The following is a 17,421-nucleotide window of genomic DNA, read 5'->3' on the forward strand; positions in this document are numbered from 1 at the left end:
TTCTTCTTACGCGGCCTGCTGGGCCGCTTTGCGGGCGTTTCGGAGCCCTTCCGTGGCCCCTGGACGGTCTTCAGGGGTTTGTGTGGTCTCGTGCGGGCTCAGGCGTCTTCGAGGCGGAAGCCGACCTTCATGCCGACCTGGAAGTGGGCGACCTCCCCCGCGTCGAGGTGCCCTCTGATCTCCGTCACCTCGAACCAGTCGAGGTGCCGCAGTGTCTCGGAGGCCCGCCTGAGGCCGTTGCGGATGGCCTGGTCGACGCTCTCCCCCGAGGTGCCGACGATCTCGGTCACGCGGTACGTGCGATCCGTCATCTCCACATCCTCCTTACTAGAAGGCCATGGTCGCATGACCACCGCTCCCCGCCGGGGCGCGGTGGTGAGTTCGGCATGGCGGGACTACCGTGGAAGGTATGAAGGGGTGGCGCAGGAAACCGGAAGTCCACCAGGTCACCGACGCCAAGCCGTCGCTGTCGGCCGACATACACAAGCGCGAGATCAGCTACCTGATCAAGATGGGGATCCGCACGATCTGCCTGATCCTGGCGGTCGTGGTGCCGGTGCCGTGGCCGTACCGGCTGCTGTTCATCGCCGGCGCGGTCTTTTTGCCATACATAGCGGTAATCGGGGCCAATGAGAGGGGGAACCCTGGTCCGCCGCCTACCTTTCAGTCCCCGGAGGCTAACCAAAGCGAGATACCGCTGCATCGACGCGAGATCGGGTCGTGACTAAGTCTTGACGCATCCCATGGGTTGTAGGTGTACGCTTTAGCCAAGCGCTCCGGTCCCCCGTCGGAGTGCTGGTGCCGGCGTTCCGGGCCCCCGTCGGAACGCCGATGAAGCGACGCCGGGTGGTTTGCCCCCGTAACCACCCGGCGTCGCCCTTTTCCCGGGCAGTGTTGGATCAACGCTCGCCATCGCCCCGAGTTCGATAGGGCGGCTTTCCCGAAATCGTTTACACTCGCCCCCTCCCGTTATTCACAGGAAATCTTCAGGGAAGGGACGAGCTTGACTTCAAGAGTTCGTTCGAGTGTCAGTCGTCAGTCAGGGTCTCCTTGGTAGCGCGGCTCCAGTTCTTCGCCAATGTGGTCAATCTGGCCACAGCGTCCTCAGGAGCCGTGCCGGCGCCCTGAGCGAGCCCCAGCAGGTACGCCGTGAGCGGCGCGGCGGGCCTCGCCACCCCGTGGGCGACCTCCTTGGTGAGGTCGAGGATCTGGTCGCGGTCCACGCGGGCCGGGTCGACGCCGAGCTCCTCGCAGGCCAGGATGGTCCATTCGTGCAGCACGTTCATGCGAGCCTCCTCCAGGTCGTCCATTGTGTCGCAGTCGAACCAGGGGCGCCCTGGCAAGGTGAGCCGGACGCGTACGAGGGGGGCGAGCAGGCCCCTGAGTGAGCGGCCGTCGTAGGCGGCGAGCCCGGCCTTCAGCTCGTCCGCCGGCCACGCGCCGGCCAGCCACTGCTCCCGCCCGCCGTCGTCCAGGAGCACGGCGCCGCCGCCCGCCTCGCGGGCGGCCCGAAGGAGCGCGGCGACGTGGCCCGCCCCCATGAACGGCAGGTCACCCGCCAGCAGCACCACCCAGCCGGAGGTCAGGTGCGGCAGCGCGGCGGCGAGCGCGGGCACGGGCCCGCTCCCCGGCGGCTCCTCGCGGACGTAGACCACACCGGGCACGGGCCGCCGCTCAGGGCCCGCGACGACGATGGCGCCGGCGCCGGAGACGGCCGCGATGACGTGCTCGACGAGCGGCCTGCCGCCCACGGTGAGCGCCGGCTTGTCCGCTCCGCCCAGTCGCCTGGCCCGCCCTCCGGCCAGGATCACCGCGTCGAACCCCGCATCGAACCCCGCATCGAACCCCGCATCGAACCCCGCATCGAACCCCGCGCCGAACTCCCCATCGAACCCCGCGCCGGAAGGCGACGGAGCAGGGTCGTCAGCCACCGATGGCGGACATGGGGCGGGCCGGCTGGAGGAAGGAGGGGTCGTCGATGCCGTGGCCGGCGCGCTTGCGTGCCACGGCGGCCAGCCAGCGCTCGGCCAGCTCGTCGTCGGAGGCCCCCGCCCGCATCGCGGTCTTCAGGTCGGACTCCTCGGTGGCGAACAGGCAGTTGCGCACCTGGCCGTCGGCGGTGAGCCTGACCCGGTCGCAGGCGCCGCAGAACGGCCGCGTCACCGAGCCGATCACGCCGACCCTGTCGGGGCCGCCGTCCACGAGGAACCGCTCGGCCGGGGCGCTGCCGCGCTCTTCGAGGTCGTCGGGCGTGAGGTCGAACGCGTCGGAGAGCAACCGCAGGATCTCGTCGGCGGTCACCATGTCGGCGCGGCTCCAGCCGTGCTGGGCGTCGAGCGGCATCTGCTCGATGAAGCGCAGCTCGTAGCCCTGGTCGAGGGCCCAGCGCAGCAGCGGCACCGCCTCGTGGTCGTTGATGCCGCGCATCAGCACGGCGTTGATCTTGACGGGGCGCAGCCCGGCGGCGTCGGCGGCGGCCAGGCCCGCGATGACGTCGGCGTGCCTGTCGCGGTGGGCGAGCCGCTTGAACGTGCCGGGGTCGAGGGTGTCGAGCGAGACGTTGACCCGGTCGAGCCCGGCGGCGGCCAGCGGCTCGGCCAGGCGGGCCAGCCCGATGCCGTTGCTGGTCAGCGAGACCTGCGGGCGGGGGCTGAGCGCGGTGGTGCGGGCGACGATGTCGACGAGTTCGCGGCGCAGGAGTGGCTCGCCGCCGGTGTAGCGGACCTCGGTGATGCCGAGGCGTTCGACGCCGATGGTGACCAGGCGGACGATCTCGTCGGCGGTGAGGAGCTCGGGCTTCGGGAGCCAGTCGAGGCCCTCGGGCGGCATGCAGTATGTGCAGCGCAGGTTGCATTTGTCGGTGAGGGACACCCTCAGATCCGTCGCCACCCGTCCGAACGAGTCTCGCAACACGGGGCGTCACCTCCTGTTCGTGTGCCCAGATCGCCAGCCTACGTCGGCCTTACGCCGGGCCGGAAATCCCCTGGCTTGTGCCTCGATAACACATTGTTCCCTAGATCGATTCCAAGCTCACGTCCGAGGTCGCGGAGGTTCGCCCGGGAATGACGAACGCCCGGCCGGTGCGGCCGGGCGTTCGCCGAGCGGTGACTAGCGGTGGTGGCGGCGGCCGATGACCTTCACCCAGTCCTTGCCCTCGGACGGAGCCAGGTGCCTGCTGCCCTCGAACACCGCGCGCCAGGTGCCCGAAGAACGGGCCGGGACCTTGAGCGCGAAGTGGCCGTTGCCGCGCGTGCGCACGGTGTCGACGTGCTCCCAGCGGCCGCTGCCGGCCGGCTGGAAGAGGATGACGACCCGCTTCCAGGCCAGGCGGTGCCAGGTCTCCTGCTTCTTGCAACGGTCGGCGTGGATCACCGACACGAAGCCCTTGATGTAGTCCTCCTCGCACTGGACCGAGAGCTTGCCCCCGATGTGCAGGGGGCGGCCCCGGAACGCGGGCTCGGGGTTCACGTCGAGCTGGAGGCTGGTGTGGCCACCCGCGACATCCGGGTCGAGGCCCGGGTCCGCGAGCGCGGGCGTGGCGGCGGAGGTCGCCACCACCGTCGCGCCCATGGCAGCAGCCGCCAGGCCGGCGGCTAGACGTCGCATCTTCAAAACAACATTCCTTCCCCGTTTGCGAGACGGCCCCCGAAGCGGGGCACATCACCGCCAATAGACGCGCATGGGGAAGAAAAAGTTGCAGTACATCCGATCACGAATCGGCAACGACGCGTTTGCGCACGTCCATTACCGGAACCGGCTACTGTGCGATTTGGTGCGCTTTTGAATTGTCTGGTGCGTAATGTCCAGTTCCGGTGTAGCGGACGCGCCAATAACCACCGGTATGTCCCTGGACCGTCTGGACGAACGCGCCGGACGCGTCCGTCGTCGCCTGGCCCGCCTTCTCCCAGGCCGAGGTGGTGTCGGGACGCCAGAGGATCTCCAGGCGCTGCTTGGCGAACGGGCCGTAGTCGGTCAGGCCGCGCGGATCGACCCTGGTGAGCGAGCCGCGCAGGCGCACGCCGTCACCGCGGGCCGACTTCTCCGCCCGTACGGACGACAGCCTGCTCTCCCGCTTGAGCTCGAACGAGGCGTACTGGACGGCCGTCTTCCCGTCCTTGCCCTTGGCCGTGGCGGTGATCGTCCAGGTGCCGGCCGGGTAGTAGCGGTTCAGGCGCTTGTCCGGCAGGAAACGCCACGTCTCCCAGCCGTCGGCCATCCGGGCGGGCGGCACCGGGATGCGGCGCCACACCAGCCGGGGCGGGATCACCTCGCCGGTCTGGGGCTGGACGCCGACCTTGGGCGCCGTCACCCCGACCTGGACCGGCCGCGGGTTCATGACGTGCTGCTGGGACGCGGCCTGCTGGGCGGGCTGCTGCACGCCGGCCTGCGCGGTCACGGGCGCCTGGGTCGCGCGGGCCGGGGTGATCGCGGGCTGCTGGGCGGGCTGCCGGCCGGGCGCGAGGGCGGGCGGAGCCTTCACCGGGACCTGGGCGTCGGCCTGGGCGCCAGACTGGGTGCCGGCCTGAGTGCCGGCCTGTGCGGGGCTCTGGGCGTCGGACTGCGTGGGGCTCTGGGCGTCGGACCGGGTTGCGTCCTGAGCCGCTTCCTGGGTCTCCTCCTGCGCCTCCTGCTGAGGCGGCTGCTGGACCGCCTCCTCGGGCGCGTCCTGGTCCGGGGTCTGGGTCTCGCCGGGTGGTGTCACCGGGGAGCCGGTCTGGGCGGGAGGCGGCGGGTTCTGGGGTGCGGTGACGGGTGGGGTGGCGGGTGGGGTGGCGGGACGTGGCTGCGGGGCGCCGGCCGGTGGGGCGCCGGGTTCGACCTTGACGGTGACGCCGTCCTTACCCCGCACCCCTCTGGCGATCACGTCGATCACCAGCCGGACGGAGCCGTGCGCCCCGACCACCGGTTGCGCGGGTCGTACGGTGATGGCACGGATGGCGGGCTCGGTCGCGGCGGAGGCAGCCGGTGCGGGCACCGTGAGCGACCCCGCCGCGAGCGAGACGAGAAGAAGGCTTCGGCTTGTGGTCATGATCGAGACGGTAGGAACCGGCCGGTAATGGGCACAGCCACAACACACGCCCCGAATGGCAAAGCCGGGATCAGCCTGAATAGAGCCCTTCGATGATGTCGGCGTACTTCGAGTGGATGATCCGCCTCTTCAGTTTGAGGCTCGGGGTGAGCTCCTCGGTCTCGGCCGTCCATTCCACGCCGAGCAGCGCCCATCTCTTCACCTGCTGCACGCGGGCCAGTTTCTCGTTGGCCGCGCGTACCGCCTCCTCCACCTCTTTGAGCACCTCGGGGTGCTCGGCCAGCTCGGCGAGCGAGCCGAAGGTGATGCCGCGCGACTGCGCCCAGCCGGGCGCGGTCTCGGCGTCGAGCGTGAGGATGGCGACGGTGTGGGGGCGCCGGTCGCCGTAGGCGAGCGCCTGGCCGATGAGCAGGTGCTGCTTGAGGTGGTTCTCGATCTCGGCGGGCGAGATGTTCTCGCCGCCCGCGGTGATGATCAGCTCCTTCTTGCGGTCGACGACGCGGTAGAAGCCGTCCTCGTCCACGGCGCCGATGTCGCCGGTGTGCAGCCAGCCGTCGGCGTCGATGAACCCGGCGGTGGCCTCGGGCCTGTTGAGGTAGCCGGCGGTGTTGAGCGGGCTGCGGGTGAGGATCTCGCCGTCCTCGGCGATGCGGACCTCGACGCCTGGCTCGGCCATGCCGACGCTGCCGAGGCGGTAGCAGGCGGGGCTGTTGCCGGTGAAGGCGCCAGTGGTCTCGGTCATGCCGTACACGTCGATGACCTTGAGGCCGAGTCCGGCGTAGAAGTGGCGTACCTCGTCGGCTAAGGGGGCGGCGCCGGTGGCGGTCCACTCGGCGCGGTCGAAGCCGATCAGGCCGCGGATGACGGACAGCAGGGACGCGTCGGCCTTCTCGTACGCGGCCTGGATCTCGGGCGTCATCGTGCGGCCGTACTGGCCGGCCTCGACGTAGGCGGCGCCGGCGGCCATGGCGGCGCGTACGGCGGCCTGCTGCTCGTCGGGCTGGGTGGCGAGCACGGCCTGCAGCCTGGCCATCATCTTCTCCCACACGCGCGGCACACCGAAGAACATCATCGGCCTGACCTGCCCGAGCGTGGTGCCGAGGTTGGCGAGGTCGGTGCAGAAGTGCACGTGGGAGACCTTCACCAGCGGCAGGTAGAGGCTGAGGATGCGCTCGGCGATGTGGGCGTAGGTGAGGTAGGAGATCTGGGTGCCGCGCTCGGGCAGCGAGGTCATCCGGTCGGTGGCGGCGACCTCGTAGAAGATGTTGGTGTGGGTGAGCGGCACGCCCTTGGGGGTGCCGGTGGTGCCCGATGTGTAGAGCACGGTGGCGACGTCGCCGGGGGTGACCGCGCGCCAGCGGGCCTCGACGGCGCCGGGGTCGGCGGCCAGGTGTTCGCGGCCGAGGCCGAGGAAGGCGTCCCAGGTCATGAAGCGGTCTCCGGCGGGGGCGCCGTCCAGCATGATGATCTTGCGCAGGCCGTCGAGGCGGTCGAGCACGGGCTCCCAGCGGGCCAGCTCGGCGGGGCCGCCGAGCACGGCGTAGCGGGCGCCGACGTCGCCGGCCACGAACGCGATCTGGTCGGGCGCGAACGTCGAGTAGATCGTGCAGCCCACCCCGCCGGCGTGCACGGCGCCGAGGTCGGCCAGCACGTGCTCGCTGCGGTTGACCATCATGAGCGCCACCGACTCCCCCGGCCGCAGGCCGAGCGCGGCGAAGCCGGCGGCGATCTCCAGCACCCGTGTGCGGGCCTCGGCGTAGGTGAGCGTGCGCCAGCCGTCGCCTTCCGGGTCGGAGTAGGCGGGTGCGTCGTCATGCTGCTCGGCAGCGTTCGCGAGCTGCTCGCAGACGGTACGGCCGGCGATCTCTCGCAGGATCTCGGCCCGGACGTCAAGCACTTCGGCCATGGCACCCGCCTCCTGTCAGTAATCACTTATGCGAGTGGCATGCATCGCACCACAGCGCGCGGGGACCGGCAAGAGCTTGCGGAGAAAGATCCGTGTTGTTCACGTACAGTGATCGAAAGAATGCGCATGGTGTCTGGGGGCGCGCGTGAGTAACGGTGACGGCAGGACGTTCTTCGGGCATCCGTGGGGGCTGGCCACGCTGTTCAGCACCGAGATGTGGGAGCGCTTCTCCTGGTACGGCCTGCGCGCGATCCTGGCCACATTCATGGCCGCATCGCCCGCCCACCAGGGGCTCGGCCTGTCGCAGGAGACGGCGCAGGCGGTCGTCGGCGTCTACGGCGCGCTCATCTACCTGGTGGCGCTGCCCGGCGGCTGGGTCGCCGACCGCATCCTGGGGGCGCGCAGGTCGGTGTTCTGGGGCGGGTTCGTCATCATGCTGGGGCACATCAGCATGGCGATCCCGGTGACGACGCCGTTCTTCGTCTGGCTGGGCCTGCTGCTGATCATCACGGGCACGGGCCTGCTCAAGCCGAACATCTCGGTCATGGTGGGCCGGCTCTATCCCGAGGGCGACGACGGGCGCAGGGACTCCGGCTTCTCGCTGTTCTATCTCGGCATCAACCTGGGGGCGTTCTTCGCCCCGATCGTCGTGGGCTGGCTGGCCGCGGGCGACCGCTGGCATCTCGGGTTCGGCGCGGCAGCGGTCGGCATGGCGCTGGGCCTGGTGCAGTACGTGTGGGGCGGCAAGAGCCTGCGCGGCGTCGGCGAGCGGCCCGGCCTGCGGCTGACCCGGCGCGAGCGGCGCCGTTTCACCGGCATCGCGCTCGGCGCCGTGGCGCTCGTCGCGGTCGCGCTGGGCGTGTGGGCGGCGACGGGGACGCTGACGGTCGACCGGCTCACGGTGGTGATCACCGTGCTCATCCTGATCGTGCCGATCGTCTACTTCGCCTACATCCTGCTCGGCAGCCACAACCTGACCGAGGACGAGCGGATCAGGATGAAGGCCTACATCTGGCTGTTCGTGGCGGCCGCGGTGTTCTGGATGATCTACGACCTGGCGCCCAGCAAGCTGCTGTTCTTCGCCGCCGACCACACCGACCTGTCGCTGTTCGGGCTGCCGATCCAGGCGGCCACCACGCAGTCGTTCAACCCGCTGTTCATCATGATCTTCGTGCCGGTGTTCGCGGCGCTGTGGCTGAAGCTGGGCACGCGGGTGAGCACGCCGCAGAAGTTCGCGTTCGCGCTGGTCATGGTGGGGCTGAGCTTCGTGGTGATGGCGCTCGCGGCGGCGCTGGCGGGCACCGGCAGGGTGTCGGTGTGGTGGCTGGTGCTGGTCTACCTGGTGCAGGTGTTCGGCGAGCTGTCGCTGAGCCCGGTCGGGCTGTCGGTGACGACGAAGCTGGCGCCCGAGGCGTTCAAGGGGCAGATGCTGGGCGTGTGGTTCATCGCGACGTCGGTGGGCGACGCGGTGGGCGGGCAGACCGGGCGCCTCGGCCGGGTGCTGTCGGATCCGGCCTATTACCTGGTGCTGGCGGCGATGGCGATCGTGGCGGGGGCGGCGCTGTTCATGTTCGCGAAGAAGCTGCGGGTGATGATGGCCGAGCACCACGATCCGGCCATGCGGTAGACATTCCCAACGTGTCCGAACTTCTCGACCTGGCCGGAATCTTCGTCTTCGCGCTGTCGGGCGCGCTCATGGGCGTGCGCAAACGCCTCGACGTCGTCGGCATGGCGGTGCTGGCGGAGATCACCGCGCTGGGCGGCGGCCTCGTCCGCGACCTCATCCTGAACGTGCGGCCCGCCGCCTTCCAGAGCCTCGGCTACGTGCTGGTGCCGCTGGCCGCCACGGTGATCGTCTTCTTCTGGCATCCGCACGTCGCCAGGGTGATGCCGGCCATCCTGGTGCTGGACGCGGCCGGGCTCGGGCTGTTCTGCGCGGTCGGCACGGCCAAGGCCATGGAGTACGGCCTCAGCCCGCTGCACGCCTCGCTGCTCGGCGTCACCTCGGCGGTCGGCGGCGGCATGCTGCGCGACGTGCTGGCCGGGGAGATCCCGACCCTGCTGTACGACCGCCAGCTCTACGCCGTGCCGGCCCTGATGGGGTCCGCGGCGATGGCGGGGCTGGCGTCGTACGGGCTGCACGGCTGGCCCGCCACGCTGGCGGCGGCGGTGCTGGCGTTCGGGCTGCGGATCGCCGCGATGCGGCGCAACTGGCGGGCGCCGCTGGCCAGGGGCGCCGGCGAGTGAGCCTCAGACCATCCCGATGAGCGAGTCGCCCGGTCTGGGGGCGGCCAGCGGGCCGTGGTCGAGCGCGGCGCGCAACCGGACGACGGCGTCCTCCAGCACCTGGGCCGGCTGGGTGAACGGCAGCCGCAGGTAGTTCTCCAGCGTGCCGTCCAGGCCGAACCACGGTCCTGGGGCCAGGCGCAGCCCGTGGTAGGCGGCGGCCTCGGCGAGCGCGGCCGAGCCGGTGCCTTCCGCGAGGCGTACCCAGAGGGTGCCGCCGCCCCTGGGCGGCTCGAACGTCCACTCGGGCAGGTGCTCGCGCAACCCCGCGATCAGCGCCGCGCGGGAGGTGCGCAGCGCGCGGCGGCGCTCGGCGCGCGTCTCCTCCAGCCGGTCGAACAGCCGCGCCACGACGAGCTGCTCCAGCACGGGGCTGGCCAGGTCGACCGACGCGCGGAACGTGGCCAGCCGGCGGATCAGCGCGGCACCCGCGCGCACCCAGCCGATGCGCAGCCCGCCCCACCACAGCTTGGACGCCGACCCGACGCTGATCACCCGGCCGTCGGTGTCGAAGGCGGCCATCGGTGAGGTGTGCGGCACCTCGTCCAGCGCCAGCTCGGCCCAGGTCTCGTCCACCAGCAGCGTGGTGCCGGCCCGGCGGGCGGCGCCGGTGATCGCGGCGCGCACGGGGTCCTCCATGAGCGCGCCCGTCGGGTTCTGGAAGTCCGGCATCAGGTACGCCAGCCGCGCCGCCGCCTGGCGCATCGCCCCCGCCACCAGATCCTGCTCCCAGCCCTCGTGCGAGACGCCGACCGGGACGATGCGGGCGCCGCGCCGCCTGGCGGTGTCGATGGCGTGCGGGTAGGTGGGCGACTCCACCAGCACCGGGTCGCCCGGCCCGGCCAGCAGGCCGAAGACGAGCTGCAGCGCGTGCTGGGAGCCGGTGGTGACGAGGATCTGCTCCGGTCTGGTCGCCACGCCCCGCGCGGTGTAGCGGGCGGCGATGCGCTCCCTGAGCGCGGGCAGTCCCATGGGGTCGTAGCCGTTGCCCATGCCGTAGCGGGGCAGGTCGGCCACCGCCTCGGTCATGGCCTCGGTGAGCGCGCAGGGGGCCGGCGGCGCGGCGGCGTGCAGCTGCACGAGGCCGTCGCCGTCGGTGCTGAGCCACGGGTTGTCGGCGGTGGTGGCCGGGTCGGGCAGCGCGGTCCAGCTCCCCGAGCCCTGCCGGCTCTCCAGGTAGCCGCGCTCGCGCAGCAGGTCGTACGCGGCGGTGACGGTGGTCCTGCTGACCTTGAGCGTCTCGGCCAGGTGGCGCTCGGCGGGCATGCGGACGCGGATGGGGATCTGGCCGTCGAGGATGAGGGCGCGGACGCGGTCGGCGAGTGCGCGGTAGTAGGGGCGGGCGCCGGGATCGAGACCGGCGAGGCGGGCCACTTGCGTGGCGGACAGGTGCCGCATAAGGCCACTTTCCGCCATTGGCCCTGTTATGTGCAAGGGGATGCCTGCCACTGTGGAGCCACTATGAGTGAAACCACCGTCCCACGGCCGCGCTCCTTCCCGGTGCGCCTCCTCCGCCTCTACGGCGGGCTCGCGATGTACGGCCTCGGCCTCGCCCTGCAGGTCGAGTCGGGTCTCGGCAACGGCCCTTGGGACGTCTTCCACCAGGGCGTCGCCCTGAAGCTCGGCCTGACCATCGGCACCGTCATCATCCTGGCCGGCGCGCTGGTCATGCTGCTGTGGATCCCGCTGAAGCAGAAGCCCGGCCTGGGGACGATCAGCAACGTGGTGTTCGTCGGCCTGTTCGCCGACGCCGCACTCCATCTGCTGCCCACGCCCGATGTCCTCGCCGTCCAGATCGTCTATGTGGGTCTCGCCGTCGCCACCGTGGCCTTCGCCACCCTGTTCTACATCGGCGCCGGCATGGGCGCGGGTCCCCGCGACGGCCTCATGACCGGCCTGGTCCGCCTCGGCCTGTCCGTACGCGTCGCCCGGCTCGTCATCGAGGTCACCATGCTGGCCGCGGGCGCGCTGCTCGGCGGCACCGTGGGCCTGGGCACCCTGGTGTTCGCGCTGGCCATCGGACCGCTGGTCCAGCTGTTCACCCGCTGGTTCCCCCTGACGTGATCCCGGGCGTCCGGGCCGGACCTGACGCGACATGATCGGCCCGGACCCGGGATCACCCCGCGCCGAGTACCGTCTAGGCATGCGGATCGAGGATTACGCCCTGATCGGAGACATGCAGTCCGCCGCGCTCGTCGCGCGCGACGGTTCGATCGACTGGCTCTGCCTGCCCAGGTTCGACTCGCCCTCGTGCTTCGCGGCGCTGCTCGGCAGCGAGCGCAACGGGCACTGGTGGCTCGGGCCCACCGGGCGCAGACCGGCCACCCGGCGCCGCTACCGCCCCGACACGCTCATCCTGGAGAGCGAGTGGGACACCCCCACGGGCACCGTCCGGGTGATCGACTTCATGCCGCCGCGCGACCGCAACCCCGACGTCGTCCGCATCGTCGAGGGCGTCTCCGGCAGCGTCGAGATGTCCACCCAGCTGCGCGTGCGCTTCGACTACGGCCGCATCGTGCCCTGGGTGCGGCGCACCAACGGCCACCTGCAGGCCATCGGCGGCCCCGACTCCGTGTGGCTGCACTCCCCCGTGCCGCTCAAGGGCGGCGACTACGCCCACCGGGCCACGTTCACCGTCAACGAGGGCGAACGGCTGCCGTTCGTGTTCACCTGGCATCCCTCCCACGAGCCGATGCCGCCGCAGATCGAGTGCGAGAACCAGCTCGGCGAGACCGAAACGTTCTGGGCCGAGTGGGTGGCGAAGTGCACCTACGAGGGGCCGTACCGCGAGGCCGTGGTCCGGTCGCTGATCACGCTGAAGGGGCTGACGTACGCGCCGACCGGCGGCATCGTCGCCGCGCCCACCACGTCGCTGCCCGAGGACCTCGGCGGGGTGCGCAACTGGGACTACCGCTTCTGCTGGCTGCGCGACGCGACGCTGACGCTCGACGCGCTCATCAGCTCCGGCTACCTCGAAGAGGCCGCCGACTGGCGCGGCTGGCTGCTGCGCGCCATCGCCGGCCGCCCCCAGGACCTCCAGATCATGTACGGCGTCGCCGGCGAGCGCCGCCTGCCCGAGCTGATGCTCGACTGGCTCGACGGCTACGAGGGCTCCCGTCCCGTCCGCATCGGCAACGAGGCGGTCAAGCAGCTCCAGCTCGACGTGTACGGCGAGGTGATGAACTGCCTGTTCACCGCCCGCACCCGCGGCCTGTGGCCGGACGACCGGGCCTGGACGATCCAGCGCCAGCTCCTCGACTACGTGGAGGACCACTGGGACGAGCCCGACGAGGGCCTGTGGGAGGTGCGCGGCCCGCGCCGCCACTTCGTGCACTCCAAGATCATGTGCTGGGCGGCGCTCGACCGGGCCGTCAAGTACGTCGAGCAGTTCGACCGCGTCGGCCCCGTCGAGAAGTGGCGCACGCTGCGCGACGCCATCCACGCCGAGGTGTGCGACAAGGGCTTCGACGCCGAGCGCAACACCTTCACCCAGTCGTACGGCTCGTCCGAGCTCGACGCCGCGCTGCTGATGATCCCCATGGTGGGCTTCCTGCCCGTCGACGACCCCAGGGTGGCGGGCACGGTCGCGGCCATCGAGAAGGAGCTGATGGCCGACGGCTTCGTGCTGCGCTACCCGCTGGCCGCCGACAACGACGTGGACGGCCTGCCCGGCGGCGAGGGCGCGTTCCTCGCGTGCAGCTTCTGGCTGGTCGAGGTGATGGCCATGCAGGGGCGCAAGGAGGAGGCGAAGGAGCTGTTCGAGCGGCTGCTGACGCTGCGCAACGACGTGGGGCTGCTCGCCGAAGAGTATGACCCGCGCTACGGGCGGCTGGTCGGCAACTTCCCGCAGGCCTTCAGCCACGTGCCCCTGGTGCACGCGGCCCGCGCGCTGTCCTGATCCGTCACGGGGCGGTGCGGCGGCGTTCGCTCACGGGCCCGTCAGGCGGCGTTCGCCCTCCGTCGTGAGGACGAAGACCTGCCAGGCGTAATAGGCGTAGTAGGCGCGCGGGTCGCGCCTGATCTGGCGGGCGTGCAGCAGGATCGCGTTCACGTACGCCTGCGACGGGTTGTAGGCGTGCAGGGCCCTGCGGTAGTCGCGCGGAGCGCCGGTGGCCTTGAGGTAGTTGGCGGCGCCCATGACGGCGTCGCGCGGGTCCTGCACGTCGCCGCCCAGCCCGTACGCCTTCCAGGTGGCCGGCATGAACTGCATCGGCCCCTGCGCCCCCGCGTGGCTGTCCGACCGCACCCGGCCGAACTTCGTCTCCGAGAACATGACCGCCGCCAGCACCTCCCACTCGACCCCGAAGCGGCGCTCGGCCTTCTTGAAGTAGCCGAGCAGCTCGCCGGCCGGGCGGGCGTCGCGGGTCCTGAACACCGCGGACGGCTTGATCGGCCGGGTCAGGGCGAGCAGTTCGCGCAGCGCCGAGGTGTTGTCCTCGGCCTGCGCCCTGAGTTTCTTGGGCAGGCGGGCGAAGGCCTTGGAGGCGACCTCAGGGTGGCGGGCGGCCCAGCGGTAGAGGCGCTGGTGGTAGAGGGCGAGCAGCTCGACGTCCTCGGGCAGCTCGGGCTCGCCGCTCTTCGTCCACCCGTCGATGGCCTCGTTGAGCCTCTCGGTGGTCTCGCTGATCGCGGTGGCCAGGTCCGCCGCGCTCTTCGGGAGCTTCTTCCCCGGCTCGGGGAGCCGGTCGACCTCCGGCTCCTGCGTGGTGGGGGTTGCGGCGGCCGGGGACGGCTCGCTGCCCGCGCTCCGGGCCGGGGCGCCGCAGGCCGCCGTGAGCAGGAGCGCGGCGGCGGTGACGAGCGCGGGTGCCCGGCGGGGCCGGCGGCGTGCCTTCATGACTCCGGAACCTACCCGGTGTCCGGGGCGGGTGTGGGCGCTTGCGCTGTGGGAGCGCTCCCAACAAATCGGGGGCGATCGGTGTTCTTCGCGGAACTGCTCGCCGCAATGTTGCCAAAACGTTGTCCGGCGAACGCGCTGGTCAGCCGGGATGTCAGGGGCGTTTTCCGCTTGCCGGCCGGTGGAGCTGCCGGTTCCACTGGACCGCGGCGCGCCTGTCTCCCTACCCTGGAAGTTGTTGGGAGCGTTCCCACGGAGGTTCTCGTAGCGGGCGTTCGGTCCGGTCTCAGCGTTGAGGCCGCCATGCCTGTCCGTACGAAGGATGGCGCGATGCGCGAAATGCCGCAGGGGGAGACCCCGATCCGGCACAGGAACGACGGCGGGGCGAACGGCGCCGCCTCACCGCTGTCCGAAAGGCCCGGGAGGGCCGGGATGGTGGTGCTGTTCGAGGAGTGGGCGGCCAAGGCTCCGGAGCGGGCGGCGGTGGTGGACGGCGAGGGCACCGTCTCGTACGGCGAGCTCAACGCCGCCGCCGACCGCCTGGCCCGCCTCATCGAGGCCGGCCCGGGCAATGCCGCCGGCCCTGGCAGTGACACAGGCCAAAGCGGTGCCGCTGGTTCGGGCGGTGCCGGTTCGGGCGGTGCCGGTTCGGGCGGTGCCGGTTCGGGTGGTGCCGGTGGTACGGCGGCCGGTGGCACGGGTGGTGTCCCCGGCGGGGCGACCGGTGGGGCGGCCGGCGGGGTGGCCGGCGGGGTGAAGGACGGGGAGGTGGTCGCGATCGTCGCGGGGCGGACGGCCGGGACCATGGCGGGGATGCTCGCCGCGATGAAGACCGGCGCCGCCTATCTGCCGCTTGATCCGGATTATCCGGCGGCCAGGATCGAGGTGGTCCTGCGTGATTCGGGGGCCAGGACCATACTCGTGCCCGGCGGGTTGCGGGAGCGGCTGCCCGCCTTCGACGGCACCGTGCTGGAGTTGCCGGCGTTCGGGGAGGGCGCGGCGGCGGACGGCTCCCCCATCAACGGCCCCATGAACGATTCTGCGAACGGCCCTGTGAACGGCCCTGTGAACGGCCCCTTGAACGGCCCGTCAACGACGCTGCGAATGCTGCTGTGAACGGCTCGGCTGATCGCGAGACCTGGGTGCGCGCGGCTTCGGTCCGGCGCTGATCGGGGGCTTTCGGCGTATCGGGCCGTCCTGCGGGCGTGGCGGGCGGCGAGGCATGCGTGTGGAACCGGCGGGGGCGGGCTTATCGTATGGATCACAGCGATAGGTCCGTGAAAGGAGCGGGATGCCGGACATGCGCCCGCTCCGCCCCGCCGACCCCGTACGCATCGGTGACCACCGGCTCGTCGGCGTGCTCGGCTCCGGCGGGCAGGGCACCGTCTATCGCGGCGTCGACGGCACGGGCCGCGAGGTCGCCATCAAGCTGCTGCACAGCCACCTCGCCCAGGACGGCGACGTCATGCGGGGGTTCCTGCGCGAGGTGGAGGCGGCGCGGCGGGTGGCCGCGTTCTGCACGGCGGCGGTGCTGGACGTCGGGATGCTGGACGATCGGCCGTACATCGTCAGCGAGTACGTCCCCGGCGACACGCTCCTCGCGGTCGTCCGCGTCTCGGGGCCGCGCACCGGCGGGGCGTTACACCGGCTGGCGACCTCCACCCTGACCGCGCTGACCGCCATCCACCAGGCGGGGATCGTGCACCGGGACTTCAAGCCTGGCAACGTCCTCATGGGGCCGGACGGGCCCGTCGTCATCGACTTCGGCATCGCCAGGGCGCTCGACGCGACCACCGCGACGTCGGGCGCGGTGGGGACGCCGGCGTACATGTCGCCCGAGCAGTTCCGCGGGGAGCGGGTGGGGCCCGCGTCGGACGTGTTCAGCTGGGCGGGCACGATGGTCTTCGCCGCCACCGGCCGCCCGGCGTTCGGCGGCGACGCGATGGCCGTGATCATGAACCGCATCCTGACCGGCGACCCCGACCTGACGGGGGTGCCCGCGTCCTTACGCGACCTGATCGCCTCCTGCCTGGCCAAGGATCCCGCCGCCCGCCCCTCACCCGGCGACCTCCTCACCATCCTGATCCGCCCCACTACCCCGCCCCCTGGCAACACCCAAGCCGTTCCCCGTCCGCCCGTCCCCGGGCCCTACCCCGACACCGCGGACCTGCAGGGGCGGGAGGGCAGGGTCGGCCGGCGGGTGCTCATCGGCGGGGTCGTGGCGGCGGCGCTCGGCGGGTCGGCGTTCGTGCTGCTACGGCCGGACGACACGCCTGCGAGGCGGGCGGACGGCGGGCTGTCGCCGAGTCCGGCGGCGGAGGGGCGTGCCGGCGGAACGCCGGACGCCCGCGCCTCGGCGACCCCGACGCCGTCCGCGAGTCCGGCGGCGGCGGTGGAGCCGTTCGGGACGGAGCTCGGTGAGCCGGTGGAGGTGCCGCGCGGCAGCGCCGGGAAGCTGACCGCGCTGGCCGCGGCGGGGAGCACGGTGGTGTGCGGCACGGAGAACGGAGTCATTCTCGGCTGGGAGCTGGGCGAACCGATCGCCCGGCTGGGCGACGGCGGCGACCGGGTGGCGTCGGTCGCGGTGGGCACCGTGGACGGCCGGACGGTCGCGATGTCAGGGCATTCCAACGGCCGGCTGAACCTGTGGGACCTGTCCGGGCGGCGGCTCGCCACTCACCGGGTCAAGGACAGGGTTCGCGCCGTCACGGTGGCGGGCGGCCGGGCGGTGGCGGTGTCGGAGAAATACGATCAGTTACGGGACCTGCACAGTGTGGTCCGCCTGTGGGACGTCACCACGGGCAAGCAGATCGGCCCCGCCATCACCGGCCACTTCCAGGGCATCAGGGGCCTGGCGTTCGGCCGCGTGGACGGCGAGGACATCATGGTGACGGGCGACGGCGCCAACCGGGTGCGCTTGTGGCGGCTGTCCTCGGGCACGCTGCTGCGCTCGTTCACGACGGAGAAGGTCGGCGGCATCGATCTGCTGGCCTGCGGCGTGGACAGGGGCGAGCCGGTGCTGGTCTCCACGCATCTCGACGCCACCCTGCGCGTGTACGACCTGGTCACCGGAGAGCGCAGGAGGAAGTGGCAGGTCACAGCGGACCGGCGCGCGATCGCGCTGGTCGCGGGACAGCTGGGCGACGTTCCCATCGCGGTGGTGGCCCACCTGCCCCATGGGGTGGTCGTCCGGGTGTGCGACCTGGACGACGGCGAGACCATCGGCCTGCTCGGCCCCCGCGTGGCGAATGGGCTCTATGACCTGGCACTGGCCGAGCTGGACGGCCGGCCGGTCGTCGTCGGGGCCAACGATGGGAGCTGGGTGTACGTCTACAGCCTGGGGCCGTCCTGAGCAGGGGGCGG

Annotated in this window: 15 protein-coding genes; 7 read left to right on the plus strand and 8 right to left on the minus strand. The window is 71.6% G+C overall.

From position 1 onward, the window contains the following. Nucleotides 1–98: 98 nt before the first annotated feature. On the minus strand, nucleotides 99–311 hold the full coding sequence (locus ACFFR3_RS30675; RefSeq protein ID WP_344873910.1) for a dodecin: 213 nt from the start codon (nucleotides 309–311) through the stop codon (nucleotides 99–101). Between the two features lie 98 nt (nucleotides 312–409). Between ACFFR3_RS30675 and ACFFR3_RS30680 the strand changes: the two genes are divergently transcribed. Further along, on the plus strand, nucleotides 410–724 hold the full coding sequence (locus ACFFR3_RS30680; RefSeq protein ID WP_379484264.1) for a DUF3099 domain-containing protein: 315 nt from the start codon (nucleotides 410–412) through the stop codon (nucleotides 722–724). Nucleotides 725–1,028: 304 nt separating this feature from the next. Here the strand turns inward: ACFFR3_RS30680 and ACFFR3_RS30685 are convergent, their stop codons facing one another. The 5 genes from ACFFR3_RS30685 to ACFFR3_RS30705 form a co-directional block, all read right to left on the minus strand. Then, nucleotides 1,029–1,931: an NTP transferase domain-containing protein gene (locus tag ACFFR3_RS30685; RefSeq protein ID WP_379484265.1), complete on the minus strand. Its 903-nt coding sequence runs from the start codon at nucleotides 1,929–1,931 to the stop codon at nucleotides 1,029–1,031. Then, a complete protein-coding gene (gene moaA / locus ACFFR3_RS30690; protein WP_364384789.1) occupies nucleotides 1,924–2,913 on the minus strand; it encodes a GTP 3',8-cyclase MoaA in 990 nt (329 codons plus the stop codon). Before moaA ends, ACFFR3_RS30685 begins: the two co-directional genes overlap by 8 nt. A 195-nt stretch (nucleotides 2,914–3,108) precedes the next feature. Then, nucleotides 3,109–3,606 (minus strand): hypothetical protein, encoded by a 498-nt coding sequence (locus ACFFR3_RS30695; protein WP_364384786.1) that lies wholly within the window; start codon nucleotides 3,604–3,606, stop codon nucleotides 3,109–3,111. 151 nt (nucleotides 3,607–3,757) lie between these two features. Next, nucleotides 3,758–5,029, minus strand: a complete 1,272-nt coding sequence (locus ACFFR3_RS30700) for a hypothetical protein (RefSeq protein ID WP_345385961.1) — start codon at nucleotides 5,027–5,029, stop codon at nucleotides 3,758–3,760. Between the two features lie 70 nt (nucleotides 5,030–5,099). Then, complete coding sequence (locus tag ACFFR3_RS30705) at nucleotides 5,100–6,935, minus strand: AMP-dependent synthetase/ligase (RefSeq protein WP_379484266.1); 1,836 nt, start codon at nucleotides 6,933–6,935, stop codon at nucleotides 5,100–5,102. Nucleotides 6,936–7,080: 145 nt separating this feature from the next. Here ACFFR3_RS30705 and ACFFR3_RS30710 point away from each other — a divergent pair, with 145 nt between their 5' ends. Continuing rightward, a complete protein-coding gene (locus tag ACFFR3_RS30710; protein ID WP_379484267.1) occupies nucleotides 7,081–8,562 on the plus strand; it encodes a peptide MFS transporter in 1,482 nt (493 codons plus the stop codon). A gap of 11 nt (nucleotides 8,563–8,573) precedes the next feature. Next, nucleotides 8,574–9,182 carry a trimeric intracellular cation channel family protein gene (locus ACFFR3_RS30715; RefSeq protein WP_345385969.1) on the plus strand — a complete coding sequence of 203 codons (609 nt, stop codon included), beginning with the start codon at nucleotides 8,574–8,576 and terminating at the stop codon, nucleotides 9,180–9,182. 3 nt (nucleotides 9,183–9,185) lie between these two features. Here ACFFR3_RS30715 and yczR read toward each other — a convergent pair whose 3' ends face one another. Continuing rightward, complete coding sequence (yczR, locus tag ACFFR3_RS30720; protein WP_364384776.1) at nucleotides 9,186–10,619, minus strand: MocR-like transcription factor YczR; 1,434 nt, start codon at nucleotides 10,617–10,619, stop codon at nucleotides 9,186–9,188. 63 nt (nucleotides 10,620–10,682) lie between these two features. Between yczR and yczE the strand changes: the two genes are divergently transcribed. Both yczE and ACFFR3_RS30730 read left to right on the plus strand, forming a co-directional pair. Next, nucleotides 10,683–11,285 carry a membrane protein YczE gene (gene yczE / locus ACFFR3_RS30725; RefSeq protein ID WP_364384773.1) on the plus strand — a complete coding sequence of 201 codons (603 nt, stop codon included), beginning with the start codon at nucleotides 10,683–10,685 and terminating at the stop codon, nucleotides 11,283–11,285. Nucleotides 11,286–11,364: 79 nt separating this feature from the next. After that, nucleotides 11,365–13,119 carry a glycoside hydrolase family 15 protein gene (locus ACFFR3_RS30730; protein ID WP_345385973.1) on the plus strand — a complete coding sequence of 585 codons (1,755 nt, stop codon included), beginning with the start codon at nucleotides 11,365–11,367 and terminating at the stop codon, nucleotides 13,117–13,119. 30 nt (nucleotides 13,120–13,149) lie between these two features. On the opposite strand, the gene ACFFR3_RS30735 is transcribed toward ACFFR3_RS30730, so the two are convergent. Then, on the minus strand, nucleotides 13,150–14,058 hold the full coding sequence (locus tag ACFFR3_RS30735) for a transglycosylase SLT domain-containing protein (RefSeq protein WP_379484268.1): 909 nt from the start codon (nucleotides 14,056–14,058) through the stop codon (nucleotides 13,150–13,152). Nucleotides 14,059–14,388: 330 nt separating this feature from the next. Between ACFFR3_RS30735 and ACFFR3_RS30740 the strand changes: the two genes are divergently transcribed. Beyond that, nucleotides 14,389–15,174, plus strand: a complete 786-nt coding sequence (locus ACFFR3_RS30740) for an AMP-binding protein (protein ID WP_345385977.1) — start codon at nucleotides 14,389–14,391, stop codon at nucleotides 15,172–15,174. 175 nt (nucleotides 15,175–15,349) lie between these two features. Next, nucleotides 15,350–17,410: a protein kinase domain-containing protein gene (locus ACFFR3_RS30745; RefSeq protein ID WP_379484269.1), complete on the plus strand. Its 2,061-nt coding sequence runs from the start codon at nucleotides 15,350–15,352 to the stop codon at nucleotides 17,408–17,410. Nucleotides 17,411–17,421 lie beyond the last annotated feature (11 nt).

Origin of the sequence: Nonomuraea salmonea (genome assembly GCF_042428605.1) — a bacterium.
In the GTDB taxonomy this organism is placed as follows: Bacteria; Actinomycetota; Actinomycetes; order Streptosporangiales; family Streptosporangiaceae; genus Nonomuraea; species Nonomuraea salmonea.

Excerpts from the sequence above, each read along its gene's own strand:
- ACFFR3_RS30675 (WP_344873910.1), bottom strand. The coding sequence starts at position 311 with ATGACGGATCGCACGTACCGCGTGACCGAGATCGTCGGCACCTCGGGG.
- ACFFR3_RS30680 (WP_379484264.1), top strand. The coding sequence starts at position 410 with ATGAAGGGGTGGCGCAGGAAACCGGAAGTCCACCAGGTCACCGACGCC.
- ACFFR3_RS30695 (WP_364384786.1), bottom strand. The coding sequence starts at position 3,606 with ATGCGACGTCTAGCCGCCGGCCTGGCGGCTGCTGCCATGGGCGCGACG.
- ACFFR3_RS30700 (WP_345385961.1), bottom strand. The coding sequence starts at position 5,029 with ATGACCACAAGCCGAAGCCTTCTTCTCGTCTCGCTCGCGGCGGGGTCG.
- ACFFR3_RS30705 (WP_379484266.1), bottom strand. The coding sequence starts at position 6,935 with ATGGCCGAAGTGCTTGACGTCCGGGCCGAGATCCTGCGAGAGATCGCC.
- yczR (WP_364384776.1), bottom strand. The coding sequence starts at position 10,619 with ATGCGGCACCTGTCCGCCACGCAAGTGGCCCGCCTCGCCGGTCTCGAT.
- yczE (WP_364384773.1), top strand. The coding sequence starts at position 10,683 with ATGAGTGAAACCACCGTCCCACGGCCGCGCTCCTTCCCGGTGCGCCTC.
- ACFFR3_RS30730 (WP_345385973.1), top strand. The coding sequence starts at position 11,365 with ATGCGGATCGAGGATTACGCCCTGATCGGAGACATGCAGTCCGCCGCG.
- ACFFR3_RS30735 (WP_379484268.1), bottom strand. The coding sequence starts at position 14,058 with ATGAAGGCACGCCGCCGGCCCCGCCGGGCACCCGCGCTCGTCACCGCC.
- ACFFR3_RS30740 (WP_345385977.1), top strand. The coding sequence starts at position 14,389 with ATGCGCGAAATGCCGCAGGGGGAGACCCCGATCCGGCACAGGAACGAC.
- ACFFR3_RS30745 (WP_379484269.1), top strand. The coding sequence starts at position 15,350 with ATGCCGGACATGCGCCCGCTCCGCCCCGCCGACCCCGTACGCATCGGT.